This window comes from Paenibacillus sp. FSL R5-0713 (genome assembly GCF_037973325.1).
Taxonomy (GTDB): domain Bacteria; phylum Bacillota; class Bacilli; order Paenibacillales; family Paenibacillaceae; genus Paenibacillus.
Map to the genome: position 1 here is coordinate 2,388,914 of NZ_CP150229.1, position 14,461 is coordinate 2,403,374.

A 14,461-nucleotide genomic window follows, 5' to 3' on the forward strand; every position below is an offset into this window, starting at 1 on the left:
TAGGGATGAATACATACGTAATTGGGATGGATGGAGGAGGGAGCCACACCCGTGTGGCTGTCGCCGATCAGAACGGAAGGTTGTTATCCTATGTGCAAAAGGGAGGTTGCAATCGTTATCACGATATCCATGCCGAGCAACATGTGTTGGAAGGTATCGCGAGTATGTGACTCCGCTGCCGATAAGGCTGTTGGGGGCGCACTGTTGGATGCTTATCATTTGGCGCAGATTAACGTTTCGGATAACCTCTCGACTGTGCTTCAATCGGAACTGAATCGTTATACGACTTGAACTTTGCGAGGCTAACGACTACAATACGATAACGGAAACAAGCAAGGTATAGGAGGAATAAGGGTGTTAATTAATTTGAAATCACGCATAGAAGAACCGGTAGTACAGGAGCTGTTATCTTACTCGGTCTTTCCTGATCCGGATCATCTGAAACGTGCGTTGAAACAATATGTAGAGAATGACGAACTGTATCTGGCCGGATATGAAGCAGAGGAGCAATTGATCGGTCTGATCGGTTATGAGCATACAGGCTCCAGCGAGATTACCATCCACCATATTGCCGTTCTGCCGGAGAACCGCCTCAAAAATTATGGTCGCGGCATGATTTCACAGCTGCTGGAGAAATACAATCCTGACACTTTGATTGCAGAGACGGATCTGGAGGCCCTGGAGTTTTACCGGAATACGGGATTCATCGTATATAGTCTGGGCGAGCTTTATCCAGGTGTGGAGCGGTTCCGTTGTGTACTTGAAAAAGAGGAAGATACAGACGAAGAATAACGCAGAAGTGTTCTACTACTTTATAAAATAAATAGAGCATACGCATTACAGGATGTTGGATTTGGCAATTAGCTGAGTCGGACGTCCTGTTTTTTTATTGTTCTCATCAAAAAAAGCAGGAGTAAAGTATTGCTTTTCAATATAGTTTCATTATAGAATAGTTTCACAGGAGAATAGTTCGTTAAGCGAACTATATTGCGAAAGGAGAATGATGAATGAACAGACCGGATGCTGGAAGTTTGGTTAATCGCTATTTGGATGCTTCTTTCTTGGTAACCAAACGGTTTGATACCCAGATACGTGAACGTGTAGGGCAGATTTTGACGATGGATCAGTTCTGTTCCCTTCGACTTATTAATGAGAAGCAGACTTGTACACCCTCTGATCTGGCAGAACTATTATGCATAGGCAAGAGCAGTATTACTGCTCTGGTCAACAAGCTGGTGGATCGTGATCTGGTCGATCGTGCAGGGGATGAACGTGACCGCAGGGTCGTATATTTAACTCTGACGGACAACGGGCGACAGGTGTACAGGGAGACAGAACAGGAAATACAGCAGATTCTGGAGCCGTATCTGGTTCATTTTACACCGGAAGAGGTTCGGATTTTCATTGAATCTTTTGAGAAGCTGGCAGCTTTGCTAACGCATGAAGGAGGACAGGAGAACGAATGAGAGCGATACTGAAAGCAAGATGGTGGTTAATGGGGCTATGGGTGGTTGTAGCTGCCGTATTGATGTTTACCGCCCCTAACATGAGTGAGTTAATCCGGGAGAAGGGACAGTTTTCGGTTCCTGAAGGGTATTCTTCCACCCAGGCTGCAAAGATTCTGAATGAAGCTGCGGCACAAAAAGGAGAACAGCAGGGCAGCCAAATTGCTCTTGTATTTTATAATCCCGATGGTCTGGGTACCACGGGGAAACAAGAGGCAGAGAAGGCTGTTAAACAATTGGAGGCCGACAAAGAGAAGCTGGGCATTCTGTCCATTCTGGAACCTTTCTCCCAACCTGAATTGTCCGAGAAGATGATCTCGGCTGATGGCAAAACGATATTAACGTCGCTATCTATTGATCAGGGAGATCGTACAGTCAAGGAAATGCGGGAAGACCTGAATGAAACATTGAAGTCCGTCAATGTGGAGCACTACATAACCGGTAAAGGTCTGATTGACGAGGATACCATTGAAAGTTCCCAAGAGGGGCTCAAGAAATCGGAATATATTACCGTTGTCTTTATTTTACTCATTCTGTTCCTGGTGTTCCGTTCGTTTGTAGCTCCGTTTGTACCGCTGCTGACGGTGGGGATCAGTTACATTGTATCGCAACAGATTGTGGCATTCCTCGTGGATGGAGTCGACTTCCCGATATCAACGTTTACACAGATCTTTATGGTCGCCGTTATGTTCGGGATTGGTACGGATTATTGCATCCTGTTAATCAGTCGGTTCAAGGAAGAACTGGCTCATCATGAAAATACGTGGGACGCCATCATTGCTACCTATCGTACTGCGGGTAAAACGGTACTCTTCTCAGCACTGGCCGTGCTGGTTGGATTTATTGCGATCGGCTTTGCCCAGTTTATGTTGTATCGTTCTGCAGTTGCCGTAGCTGTGGGTATTGCCGTAATGATGCTCGCCTTGGTGACGATCGTTCCCTTCTTCATGGCGGTATTAGGCAAGAAGTTATTCTGGCCGTCGAAGGGTTCGCTTGAACATGCGGAGAGCAAGATCTATGGTGTAGCTGGCCGCTTCTCACTGAAACGTCCATGGGCTGCGCTGCTCATCGTTGCGGCTGTCTGTGTGCCTTTATTGGCAACCTACGATGGCAAACTGTCGTTCAACAGTCTCGATGAGATTGGGGAGAAATATGATTCCGTAAAAGCATTCAACATTATCTCCGACAGCTTTGGTCCGGGTGAATCGCTGCCGGGTCAGATCGTCATTCAGAACGATGAAGCGATGGATAATGCGAAGTATATGGCTGTAGCCGAGAAAATTAGCCGTGAAGTAGAGAAAGTGGCCGGAGTCTCTGGTGTCCGCAGTATGACACGACCTACGGGTGATGAGATCAAAGATTTTGAAGTTACACAGCAAGTGGGAACATTATCGGATGGACTGGGAGAAGGCAAGACGGGTCTGGACAAAATCCGTGATGGTCTGAGTGAAGCCAGCAGTCAGCTAAGTAAAAATGAACCCCAATTAAAAGAAGCTGCTGATGGGGCAGGAAAACTTACCCAAGGGACCTCGCAGTTGCAATCGGGTATCACGCAACTCAGTGAGGGACTTGGGCAGATTGAAAAAGGTATTCGAGATGGTTCCGCAGGTGCCGGTGAATTAAAAGCCGGGCTTCAGCAAGCCAAAACGAGTGCAGATCAACTTGCGCAGGCGAATAATCAGTTACTTGAAGCTTATCGTCAGGCGGGAGCTGGTGTCGCTGCACTGGGGGAAGGAACTCGTGAACTGGAGCAACAACTAAGCGGGGTCTCAACAGCTTTGACCAGTCTCTCCGAATCCTTCACAGCACTTGAAGAGCGATATCCTGAATTACAGCAAGATGCTGATTACCAGCGTATCAAAGGCACGATTGGTGAAACAGGTTCTGGTACAGCGCAGCTCGCTCAAGGTTTGGGTCAGATTCAGACCAAGCTGGGAGAAGCCGCTGCTGGAATAAATCAGGCCAATGAAGGTTTTGCCTCCGCAGCAGCCGGACAGAAGGCTCTTGCTGATGGTCTGGGCCAAATTGTAACGGGAATCAGTCAGTTACAATCCGGTCTTAAACAGGCTGCTGATGGTCAGGGGAAAGTCATTAGTGAGATTCCTTCCATTCAGGATGGACTTGGCCAGCTTCAGGGTGGTCAGGAGAAAATGCAGCAAGGTTTCACGGATCTGAGTGGTCAGCTGACACAACTGACAGATGGACTGAACCAAAGTGTCGATGGCATCAAACAGGTTTCAGGAGGATTGGATTCGGCACAGGATTATCTGACGCAATTGCAAAATTCACCGGATTCGGATCTGGCAGGCTGGTACGTTCCTGAAGAAGCTCTGAACAGCAAAGACTTCAAACAGGTATATGATACGTATCTTTCCGAAGATCGAAAAACGATGACGATTGATGTTATTTTTGCAGAGAATCCATACGGCACAGAAGCTATTGACCGTGTTCCTGACATTGAAGCGGCAGTACATCGTGCGGTACAAGGCAGTACGCTTGAAAAAGCAGACATAGCTATAGGTGGCGTGACGAGTACATTTGCAGATTTGCAGGAGATCTCGAATAATGACTATACACGTACTGTCATGCTGATGCTGGCGGGTACATTCATTATTCTGGTCGTGCTGCTTCGTTCGGTCATTATGCCATTGTATCTAATCGTTTCCTTATTACTGGCTTATTTCACATCAATGGCGTTAACCGAAGTGGTCTTTGTTAATATCCTTGGATTCGCAGGCATCAGCTGGGTTACTCCGTTCTTCGGATTTGTCATGCTGATTGCACTCGGTGTGGATTATAGCATCTTCCTGATGGATCGTTTCAATGAGAACAAAGGCATGAAAGTACAGGATGCCATATTGTACGCGATGAAAAACATGGGAACCGTTATTCTATCTGCAGCGGTCATTCTGAGCGGAACTTTTGCTGCGATGTATCCATCCGGTGTTCTCTCAATGATGCAGATTGCTACAGTAGTTCTTAGCGGGCTGATCCTGTACTCTCTGCTCTTCCTGCCATTCTTCGTGCCAGTGATGGTGAAGATGTTTGGCCGGGCGAACTGGTGGCCGTTCCCTAACAAGAAACAGGCGGATTCCGTTGAGTCGGATCGGACCATAGGCATGTAATATAATGCATTGCAATGAATGGATTAGGCTCTGCCGTGTTATGCGGCAGGGCTTTTTCTTTTTTTAAATCTGTAGAAAAACCACATCTTGTGCAAAAGAAAGGTGCTTGCCTAAGGACACCATCCCGCGCCTTGTCTTGCCACTCATCATAAGATATAGAGCAGTTCATTATTGTTCAGGAATTCACAGCAGAGAGGGGCGACGGGATGGTATATCGATATGTGGCTATAGGAGATTCATTAACGGTCGGTACAGGAGCGTTGCTGGGCACCGGCTTTGTTCCTTTATATCGGCGAATGGCAGAAATGAATGTTCGTACATTTGTATCTATGGAAAATATGGGCGTAAATGGACTGACGTCTGGGGGGATGTTGCAGATGATTTCTTCGCATCCCCGCGTACGGCAATCGCTGAGTGAGGCGGATATCATTACATTATCCATTGGCGGGAATGATCTGATTCGTACCTTTAAATCAAGTGGCGGCATACCCAATGCCAGTAAAATGACACAGGTGCTTGGAGAAACCCGCAGTAATGTATCCCAGATCATGAGGCACATTCGGCAGTTAAAGGGCAATAGTGAGTATATGGTCCGATCTATCGGATTGTACAACCCGTATCCACAAGCGACGGAAGCAGCCTACTGGGTGCGCCAATATAATTCATTTTTGAATGGAGCGGGATCGGGCAACTATGCGTGTGCTCAGGTTTATGACAAGTTCGAAGGTCGTGAGCGTGAGCTGTTGTTCTGGGACAGAGTGCATCCCAATGCGAGAGGCTATCGTGTTATTGCAGAGCAGCTTAATCGAACCGGATATTATCCGTTCTCATGATCACATTGGAACAGAACTAGACCGAGCGATGGACTTCCTTTAAGATAAATAAAAGACCGTTCCATTTTGAGAGATAAAGGGGTTAATTTTTGGTGCAAAATGTCGAATCCGGTTCCCTCCATCATTCAGAGCAGCAACGTATATCCGAAGTGTTGGCCTCCTATGGTTTCACATCGGACTGGATAGGTGAGCGTGGAAAAGGTGGGATGAATAATTCTACCTACATGCTCCATATAGACGGGACGAGTTACGTAATGAGACAATATGAAACACATAATGATCCGATGAAAATCACCTTTGAACACGAGGTGCTTGAAGCCCTCCAGCGTTCGAACTTTAAGCTTCATACACCTTCACCTGTAAGGCGGTTATCTGGCGAGGGGGATACCTTTCTTCCTGTAAAAGATACCCTCACAGGTCATACCAAAATTGCGACGCTGTTTCATTATCGGGAAGGTGTCAATCCCATCTGGCATAAGCCAGACCAATTATTTGGACTCGGTAAAGCGGCGGGGGCCCTGTCTTCTGTTATGGCAACGCTGGATATACCACTTGAACCTGTGTATCCACCGTACTACCAAATTCAGGATGCGTATCCGCTCTGTTCACCAGAACGATTATTACAACTATGCGCATCGCCGCCAGAGGCATTAATCGCATGTGCGCATGAGCTGAAGCAACTGGGAGATGCGCTGCCAGATCTGTTTGATGCCCTGCGGGGAATGGAACAGTTGCCGCATCAATTGGTCCATGGAGACGTGAATGCCTCAAATGTTTTGTCAGATAAGCAGGATGGTGAAATCTGTGCCATTTTGGATTTTGAATTTGCGACATGGGATTTGCGGGTCATGGAGCTGGCTGTTCCGATGTCTGATCTTCTTACCATGGACAAGAGTGAAGATTGGATGTGGCAGGCACAAGAGGGACTGATCAGGGGATTTCGGGAACAGGTCAGTCTTGAACCGGAAGAGTTGTTAGCCATTCCTCGATTAATTCTGCTGCGCAGTCTGGATGTGGTCATGCATTTCATCAGTCGGATGTTCGAGGGCACAGATGAGCCGGAAGTGGCTGTGGATCAGATTAAGAAGCTCAAACAGCGGATGGACTGGATGCGTCTGAATGAAGAACGCCTGCATGAAATTTTGGTATATTAATATCATTGTTATGAAAAAAGTGCACTGTTTCTGCTCATACGAGGGCAGAGATCAGTGCACTTTTATTAGTTAGAAGAGTGATATCTGAAGATTACATCGGATAACGGATGACACTACAATCCACGTTTGCGGAACCAACTGCGGACAGCCCAGCGGCGCTCCTGACGTTTCTTGTATTTGGGCAACGAACGATATACGTTCAACGATTGCTCGTAAGCCTGCTTCGCATCTGCATTGCGTCCAAGGGAACGATGGACCGTGCCGAGCAGATAATACGCTTCACTGGAAGAGGAATGAATCTCCTGAAATTGATGTACATAATCCAGCGCTTTATCCTCATGTGTATCTTTGAAGGCCCCGGCAAGGGTTAAGTACGGGCGTCCGTACTTGACTCTTGGGTTGATCTCAAGGGCTTTTAAAATGTGACGTTCTCCCATTTCGATGTTGCCCAGGTGAAGCTCAGTGGTTCCCAGTGCCTCCCAATATTCTGCGGATTGTTCGTATGGGCGCTCCAGTTCAAGCAATAAGGCATGTGCTTCAGTGTAACGTTTGCGCTCAATTAACAGGCGAGCCAGTTCCAGCTTGGAAGACACTTCATTGGGACTCATGGCAAGCTGTTGGCGAAGCCGGGAGATGTTACGCAAACGCTTGAGAGGTCTGGTGAAGCTTGGGAATACCCCAACGTATCGACGATCCAGGAAATACAGGATAACGAGTAAAATGAGGATGGCAATGAACGGATTACCTACAATCCGCCATAGAAGGCCAAAGATAAGAAATTTAATAAGCACAGGTTCAACTCCAATTATGATGTAATCGCATTTCGTACACTTAAAATATATTTCGATTGGTCCAACGGATTAACTCCTCTGCGTTTGCGAGCAGGGTTCACATCCGCAGGACAATCCTGGTATCCGGCAAATGAAGTGGTAAGCACTCCGCGTCCGCCAGTCTCGGAACGCAGCTTCACCGGATAATCCATTGACGTTGCAAGAGGCATAAGTCCTTCAATAATACAGCGTCCACTACCGATGACAGGGGCTTCGAAGGTTGCCCGCATATGTACCAGATCGCTGAGGGCCTTACCGCCATATTCCTCCGGGACCGTTAGTCGGAACTGAAGAAGGGGTTCCAGCAACGTGGTACCTGTTCTCGCTAATCCATCCATGATTCCCATAGGCGTGGCTACGACAAAATCCAGCGGATGGGTATGCCAGACATGATGTTCTCCCTCCACCAGCGTGATACGCAGGTCAGTTACTTCCCAACCGAGCATACCTTGAGACAAGGCTTCGGGAATCCGCCGTTCAACTTCATTCTGATAACGTAACAGCAGATCATCGGTCCTTACGGTTGAGGCATAGATCAGACCGCTTCCGCGAGGCAAAGGTTCAATCCTGAAGCGTAGGATGGCCCAGCAGGGCTTGGGCATCGTATAAGCGATGTAACCTTCCCCGGCTGCACGAGGCGTTTCCTTATAGATAACGGATGGTGGATCGAACACAACATCCAAACCGAAACGGCTCCGTAACAGGCTGGATAAAATCTCAAGCTGAATGGTTCCCATGACCTTGAGATGCAGCTCTCGTTCCTCCGGCAACCATTGCAGGTCAAGTAAGGGGTCTTCATCCGTCAACTCTTGCAATGCTGCGACAAGATCGGGGTAACGTGCCGGGTCCTTGCCATGCACTTGTACGGTCAACAAAGGCACAGCCATCTGTGGCAAAGGAGGCACACCCTCGGGACTGCCAATAATGTCCCCCACATGTGTATCACTCAGTCCGAACAGTGCTGCAATCTGCCCTGCATGAACGCTACCTGTATCGGCCCATTTCCGTCCATCCATACGGCGAATCTGCGTCACTTTCTCTTCAAGTTCCCGCGTCGAATTATGAATGGTATCCCGGTTGTGGAGACTGCCACCATACATGCGAACGTAGGCCGTGCGTCCCATCGTGCGGTCACGTTCAATCTTGAACACAACACCCGATACCGGGGAATCCACAGGTTGTGCAGGTGGAGGCAGAAATGCAAGGACCGTGTCCAGCAATGCCGTGACACCGATTCCTTTGCCGGAGGCACCATAACACACAGGGAACATCTCACCCTGATGCACATACCGCAAGAAGGCTTCATTCAGATCCCTTTGGGATAATGGAGTCTCATGAATGTAGGCTTCCATGACCTCTGGGTCCAGTTCAGCGAGTATCTCGACCAGACCTGGGATGGATGGTGTGAGATCTGACAGCGTATCCTGATTATCATTCCATAGGGAGTTGATGCCATGAAATGTATCTTCGTGGAATTGATACGTTTGGATTTCGCATGAGAAAGGGGACAGGGTGGAACGAATCTGTTCCATGACTGCTGGGGCAGATGCGCCAATCCGATCCATTTTATTAATATAAATGATGGTTGGGATGCGGAGTGAACGAAGGGCATGCCAGATGGCCTCACTCTGGGCTTGAATTCCCTCTACTGCGGACAGAATGAGTATAGCGCCGTCCATCACCCGAAGTGCTCGCTCGACTTCCGAGCTGAAATCAATATGTCCAGGTGTATCAATGAGGTCAATGATGGTGTTCTTCCAGATTAGAGAGGTCATGGCTGCCTGAACGGATATGCCACGTTCCTTTTCAATGTCCAGTGAGTCTGTGGCGGTTGTTCCTTCATCTACACGTCCCGGACTGCGGACGACACCACTCTCATATAACATATGCTCAGTGGTTGTTGTTTTCCCCGCATCCACATGGGCGAAGATGCCAATATTCCTGCGATTCAATTCGTTTAACATGGACTGCCAAGCTCCTCTGACAACGGAATGCAATATTTCCGACAAGTAATAATCCAGATTATCATACCACATCTACCATATGGAAGAATATGTGGATATATATGATTAAAGCGGGAGAACTACGTTCAGGACGGTTTTAGTTTAACGTGAGCTGTTCATGGCTCTGCGGTAAGCTGCGGGAGTTGTACCAGTCAATTTTTTGAATTGACGATAAAAGTGGGGCAGACTGTCGAACCCGCAAGCATCAGCAACGGCTGCCATCGTCTCATCGCCCTGCACCAGATGTTCTTTCGCCATAATAACTCTTCGGGCTAATGCGTAATCCGTTAGAGTCATGCCCGTGTATCGTTTGAAGGCACGACTGAAGTGGGCTGGTGATACCGCAGCATACTGAGCCAGTTCATTCAGGGATAGGCCATTTCGAAGGTTATCGTCAATATGAGAGATCGTAGAAGAGAGCCATGAGGGTCCCGCAGCGGATTTCCCCGGGTTCGCAGGTCCCGCAGCTTCCAGACGTTCCAGAAAAATGAGCAACAGTTGTAGCCTCAACAGGGCCGCATGTGCGCTTAGATGATGACCGAGCTGAAGTTCGGTCTGTATATCATCAATAAGGGCTGCTACCTGTGATTGCTCTTGTGTACTCAGATGTCTCTTATACACTCGTTGTCTGCGACAACGTTCAAACAGGCTTAACATAGAAGAAGCAGCGCCTCCAGCGGTCGAGGCCAGCAATCCCGGGCTGAAGAACAATGCGGAAGATGTGACAGGATTTCCAGCATCCGGCAAGGCTCGATGAACTGTGCTGCCCGGAATAATGAACAGATCTCCTTCCTGCATATTTTCAAGTCCTGTATCAATAAAGATGCTTCCCTGACCCCGATATACATAGATAATTTCATGCCAGTCATGAAGATGATCCGGCAATTCATTCTGGGGAGATTTGGTGTCGCTGTACACCAGGCGGAACGGGATACCGGATTCTGCCTGAATAGTTGTACGAACAGGTGAACGTTCCATAAAGACTCCTTTCCAGACGATCGTCTTCAACGAGATGTTATACCTGGTCATGAGAGAGTATATTTACCGCAATATAAGCAATTTAATTTCCTTTTATTGATGATACAATGAATTTAAAGCGTTTACAATAAAAGGGTGCAGAGCCTTCGAACTGCATTCCGACAGTACAAATAATCGATGAGGTGAGTGTCCATGTCGGCAAGCACGAAACGGCCAGGGTTGAAGCTGAATTTACTGGGGAGCGACGGTCAGCGCAAGTGCAAGGAGATTATGGAGCGCCCCGTGAAGGTTTTGCAGATCGGAGAAGGTAATTTCTTGCGGGGATTTGCGGACTGGATGCTTCATGAGAGTGCCAGACAAGGCAAATTCCATGGAAGTGTAGCTGTTACCCAACCACGACCGGGAGGCAAGGCCAAGCTGGAACAGATTCGCGATCAGGATGGATTATATACGATGATTACGAGAGGTCTGTCTCAAGGGAAGCCGGTTGAGCGGACAGAGTTGATCTCCATTTTTTCACAGTGTATCAATCCGTATGAGGAATGGGATGCCTTTCTGAACTTGGCAGAACTGCCTTCACTTGAGTTCGTTATTTCCAATACAACTGAATCAGGATTGAAATATTCGTATGCGGACTATATCGAGGGTGAACCGGTTCAATCCTTTCCGGGGAAATTAACGGTGTTTCTGCATCGGCGATATTTGAAATTTGATGGTGACCCATCCAGAGGTTTGATTCATCTGCCATGTGAGCTGCTTGAAGGCAATGGGAATGTGCTGCGCAGTTGTGTCCTCCAGCATAGTGAGGATTATGGGTATTCAGATGGTTTTCGTTCATGGATCGAGAATCATAATCATTTCCTGAACAATCTGGTAGATCGAATTGTGACAGGTGCGCCGACCCGGGAGGAAGCTGATTCCTTGACGAATCGCTGGGGGTATGAGGATCAGTTGATTAATACGGCAGAGCCATATCATTTCTGGGCTATTCAGGGAGATGAATCATTGGACAAAAAACTTCCTCTTAAGCAGGCAGGTCTCAATGTACATTGGGTGAAAGATCTGAAGCCTTTCCAGATACGCAAGGTTCGTATTTTGAATGGGGCACATACCTTAATGTCATCCCTCGGCATTCTGCAAGGCAAGCAGCATGTGAGAGAAACGATGGAAGATCCGCATTTTGGCTCATGGATCAGGGAAGCTGTGCATCAGGAGATCGTTCCTGCCCTGGATATGCCCGATCATCAGCTGGACCAATATGCGGAAGAAGTCTTTGAACGCTTCCTTAACCCGTACATTGATCACAAATTGCAAGATATTGCATTGAATACGATCGGAAAATTCAAGGTTCGTGTTCTGCCTACACTGTTGTCTTACGAGCAAAATCAGGGAAGTTGGCCAGTACGTTTAATTGAAGGATTTGCTGGATTATTATGTCTCTATCGTCCTGTGAATACGCCAGAGGGTTACAAGGCACAACGACTGAATGGGGATGACATTCTGCTGCGGGATGACCCCGATGTGCTGAGTGCTTTGGCCGCACACTGGGACGGTTATGACACGCTCAACAGGGATCAGAAGCAACTGGATCACCGGGTAGCGGCTGTGTTGTCGGATACTCTGATCTGGGGCGAAAATCTGGATGCAAGAGAAGGGCTGCGTGCAGCACTTGTTCGTGAAATTGGTTTGTTGGAAGGTGAAGGGAAATGAACACAACAAGTACAATCAATGATTGGATTGCCATTCAACCACAGGATGACGTCATTATAGCGCTTCGTAATTATGCCAAAGGAGAACAGATTACACTGCCAGACGGAGTTTCTTTTAATTTGCTGGATGACGTGCCCAAAGGGCATAAGATTGCTGTTCATACGCTGGCACCGGGTGATGATGTGATGAAGTATGGTTTCTCCATCGGGATTGCGAAAGAGCAGATTAGGCAGGGAAGCTGGATTCATAGTCACAACCTGAAGACGGGTCTGCACGGATTACTTGAATATGAGTACCAACCGGGAGTCCAGATTCAGACGGACATGCCTCCGGAACATCTGCGCTCATTCGATGGATATTTGCGTCCCAATGGTGAAGCAGGTATCCGTAATGAAATCTGGATTGTGAACACGGTTGGATGTATCAATAAAGTGTGTGAAGCTTTGGCACGTATGGGTCAGTCCCAGTTTGGAAGCCGGGTAGATGGTGTATTTCACTTTCCACATCCATTCGGGTGCTCACAGCTTGGCGATGATCTGAAGTATACACAACAGTTGCTGGCCTCTTTGGTGGAGCATCCGAATGCTGGAGGTGTGCTGGTCATCGGGCTGGGCTGTGAGAACAATCAGGTCGATGAATTTCGTGAGTGTATCGCTCCGGAATACCGAGGCAAAGTACGGTTTCTCAAAGCGCAAGAAACGGATGACGAGCTTGAGGAAGGACTTCGACTGATGGAAGAACTTGTGGAGATCGCCGAACATGAACAACGGCAGCCGCTTCCGCTCAGTAAACTCAAGATTGGTTTGAAGTGTGGTGGGTCGGATGGTTTATCCGGCATTACAGCCAATCCGCTGGTCGGTGCGGTTGCTGATATGTTGGTTGCTGCCGGGGGGACGGCTATTCTGACGGAAGTTCCGGAGATGTTTGGTGCGGAGACGATCTTGATGAATCGTGCTGCCAATGAGCAAGTATTTCACGATCTGGTGGACCTCGTGAACGGCTTCAAGCAATATTTTGTGAACCATGGCCAGAATATCTATGAGAATCCTTCACCTGGTAATAAGGCAGGTGGCATTACCACACTCGAGGAAAAGTCACTTGGATGTACGCAAAAGGGAGGGCGTTCTTCAGTCGTTGACGTTCTGCGCTATGGCAAACGTGTAACTCAAACTGGTCTGAATATTGTAGAAGCACCGGGTAATGATTTGGTGTCTGTCACGGCACTGTCTGCGGCAGGTGCACATATCGTGCTCTTCACAACAGGACGGGGCACTCCATTCGGAGGCCCGGTACCTACCGTCAAGATTGCGACTCAATCCGATCTTGCGAATCGAAAAAAACACTGGATCGACTTCAACGCAGGCCAACTGTTGGAGGGGCAGACGATGGATGAGGTCAAAGTACAGCTGTTCAGCCAACTGATTGACATTGCTTCAGGACGGTCTCATACACTCAGTGAGCAGCATGGATTCCGAGAGATTGCCATATTCAAGGATGGCGTGATTCTCTAAATCCATGCTGGATGGAGAGGACTATCGTCTGAGATGCATTATAAGGTAAACCACACAGCCAATTCCGGTTGAAATTTGCACGACAACCGGGATTGGCTTCATTTAGATTCCACGGATGCCCATTTCTTTGGTAATGCTTGATAATGCGGCGGAAGATGCGTGTTGCTGCAGTTGTGTAACCAGCAGCTCACGTGCTTCTTCTACGCTGCCTTCAAATGGTGTAATGCCATGACGTTGCATCCAGTGATCTGCGGTCTCATATGCGGAGCTGTTCCATGCGACTTTGCCTTCAGCGAGCCCCTCTTTTTCTTTGGTTCCACTGATCACAATGGCAGCACAGCTCTGAAGGTCCAGTAGCCCGCTGTCAAATGCTTTTTTATCCTCTTTTGCCCCGAAACCGGCTTGTGATCGCAAGGCACGTCCATCGATACCTTCCTGATCTGCAATTAACGCATGGAGTTTGAACGCTTCACGGGAGAGCAACCCTGCTTCATACTGCTCCTGGGCGGTTCTGGAGTCGGAAAGCAGTCGGTGGACCCAAGGGAAGTATTCACGCGATACAAGAAGCGCTTTCTTTTTGACGAATTTTCCATATGCAGCGATGCCTTCTTCAGCCAGGCGTGAACGCCATAACCAGGGATCGCGTTCATCATCCTTGTGCCAATGTTCTTTGGGAGTTAGCGACGATAGAGAGGGGTATTCGGCGAATAGTGGTGCCAAAGGCAGCATCCCTATAGACTGGATGCGTTGTACTGCTTCTTCGTATGTTATAACGGGTTCATATGTCATGATATCAGCAGGCTCCTTTAAAA

The 14,461-nt window shown here is 48.1% G+C and carries 12 protein-coding genes; 8 read left to right on the plus strand and 4 right to left on the minus strand.

What is annotated here, in order from left to right; genetic code table 11:
* Positions 1-5 precede the first annotated feature (5 nt).
* From MKZ12_RS10890 to MKZ12_RS10915, 6 genes are all read left to right on the plus strand, one after another.
* Positions 6-170: a hypothetical protein gene (locus MKZ12_RS10890; RefSeq protein WP_339241455.1), complete on the plus strand. Its 165-nt coding sequence runs from the start codon at positions 6-8 to the stop codon at positions 168-170.
* A 184-nt stretch (positions 171-354) separates the two neighbouring features.
* Entirely contained in the window at positions 355-792 is a 438-nt protein-coding gene (locus MKZ12_RS10895; RefSeq protein WP_339241456.1) for a GNAT family N-acetyltransferase, read from the plus strand.
* 215 nt (positions 793-1,007) lie between these two features.
* Positions 1,008-1,466, plus strand: coding sequence for a MarR family transcriptional regulator (locus tag MKZ12_RS10900; protein WP_339241458.1), 459 nt, complete (start codon positions 1,008-1,010; stop codon positions 1,464-1,466).
* Positions 1,463-4,630 carry an MMPL family transporter gene (locus tag MKZ12_RS10905; RefSeq protein WP_339260361.1) on the plus strand — a complete coding sequence of 1,056 codons (3,168 nt, stop codon included), beginning with the start codon at positions 1,463-1,465 and terminating at the stop codon, positions 4,628-4,630. Before MKZ12_RS10900 ends, MKZ12_RS10905 begins: the two co-directional genes overlap by 4 nt.
* 206 nt (positions 4,631-4,836) lie before the next feature.
* On the plus strand, positions 4,837-5,463 hold the full coding sequence (locus tag MKZ12_RS10910; RefSeq protein ID WP_339241461.1) for a GDSL-type esterase/lipase family protein: 627 nt from the start codon (positions 4,837-4,839) through the stop codon (positions 5,461-5,463).
* A 92-nt stretch (positions 5,464-5,555) separates the two neighbouring features.
* Entirely contained in the window at positions 5,556-6,617 is a 1,062-nt protein-coding gene (locus tag MKZ12_RS10915) for a phosphotransferase (protein ID WP_339260363.1), read from the plus strand.
* Positions 6,618-6,730: 113 nt separating this feature from the next.
* On the opposite strand, the gene MKZ12_RS10920 is transcribed toward MKZ12_RS10915, so the two are convergent.
* The 3 genes from MKZ12_RS10920 to MKZ12_RS10930 all read right to left on the minus strand — a co-directional run bounded on the left by MKZ12_RS10920 (position 6,731) and on the right by MKZ12_RS10930 (position 10,428).
* The gene (locus tag MKZ12_RS10920; protein WP_339260364.1) at positions 6,731-7,408 is read right to left on the minus strand and encodes a tetratricopeptide repeat protein; all 678 of its coding nucleotides are present in this window, start codon (positions 7,406-7,408) and stop codon (positions 6,731-6,733) included.
* Between the two features lie 14 nt (positions 7,409-7,422).
* Positions 7,423-9,411: a translation factor GTPase family protein gene (locus MKZ12_RS10925; RefSeq protein WP_339260365.1), complete on the minus strand. Its 1,989-nt coding sequence runs from the start codon at positions 9,409-9,411 to the stop codon at positions 7,423-7,425.
* A gap of 141 nt (positions 9,412-9,552) precedes the next feature.
* Positions 9,553-10,428 (minus strand): AraC family transcriptional regulator, encoded by an 876-nt coding sequence (locus tag MKZ12_RS10930; RefSeq protein WP_339260367.1) that lies wholly within the window; start codon positions 10,426-10,428, stop codon positions 9,553-9,555.
* A 192-nt stretch (positions 10,429-10,620) separates the two neighbouring features.
* Here MKZ12_RS10930 and MKZ12_RS10935 point away from each other — a divergent pair, with 192 nt between their 5' ends.
* On the plus strand, positions 10,621-12,138 hold the full coding sequence (locus MKZ12_RS10935) for a tagaturonate reductase (RefSeq protein WP_339260369.1): 1,518 nt from the start codon (positions 10,621-10,623) through the stop codon (positions 12,136-12,138).
* A complete protein-coding gene (locus MKZ12_RS10940; RefSeq protein ID WP_339260370.1) occupies positions 12,135-13,649 on the plus strand; it encodes an altronate dehydratase family protein in 1,515 nt (504 codons plus the stop codon). The genes MKZ12_RS10935 and MKZ12_RS10940 overlap by 4 nt, the downstream gene beginning before the upstream one ends.
* Before the next feature lie 102 nt (positions 13,650-13,751).
* Here the strand turns inward: MKZ12_RS10940 and MKZ12_RS10945 are convergent, their stop codons facing one another.
* The gene (locus tag MKZ12_RS10945) at positions 13,752-14,438 is read right to left on the minus strand and encodes a hypothetical protein (RefSeq protein WP_339260373.1); all 687 of its coding nucleotides are present in this window, start codon (positions 14,436-14,438) and stop codon (positions 13,752-13,754) included.
* Between the last annotated feature and the right edge of the window lie 23 nt (positions 14,439-14,461).

What these genes read in the sequence shown, in the direction of transcription:
- MKZ12_RS10925 (WP_339260365.1), bottom strand. Translation starts at nt 9,411, where the DNA reads ATGTTAAACGAATTGAATCGCAGGAATATTGGCATCTTCGCCCATGTG.
- MKZ12_RS10930 (WP_339260367.1), bottom strand. Translation starts at nt 10,428, where the DNA reads ATGGAACGTTCACCTGTTCGTACAACTATTCAGGCAGAATCCGGTATC.
- MKZ12_RS10940 (WP_339260370.1), top strand. Translation starts at nt 12,135, where the DNA reads ATGAACACAACAAGTACAATCAATGATTGGATTGCCATTCAACCACAG.
- MKZ12_RS10905 (WP_339260361.1), top strand. Translation starts at nt 1,463, where the DNA reads ATGAGAGCGATACTGAAAGCAAGATGGTGGTTAATGGGGCTATGGGTG.
- MKZ12_RS10900 (WP_339241458.1), top strand. Translation starts at nt 1,008, where the DNA reads ATGAACAGACCGGATGCTGGAAGTTTGGTTAATCGCTATTTGGATGCT.
- MKZ12_RS10890 (WP_339241455.1), top strand. Translation starts at nt 6, where the DNA reads ATGAATACATACGTAATTGGGATGGATGGAGGAGGGAGCCACACCCGT.
- MKZ12_RS10945 (WP_339260373.1), bottom strand. Translation starts at nt 14,438, where the DNA reads ATGACATATGAACCCGTTATAACATACGAAGAAGCAGTACAACGCATC.
- MKZ12_RS10935 (WP_339260369.1), top strand. Translation starts at nt 10,621, where the DNA reads ATGTCGGCAAGCACGAAACGGCCAGGGTTGAAGCTGAATTTACTGGGG.
- MKZ12_RS10910 (WP_339241461.1), top strand. Translation starts at nt 4,837, where the DNA reads ATGGTATATCGATATGTGGCTATAGGAGATTCATTAACGGTCGGTACA.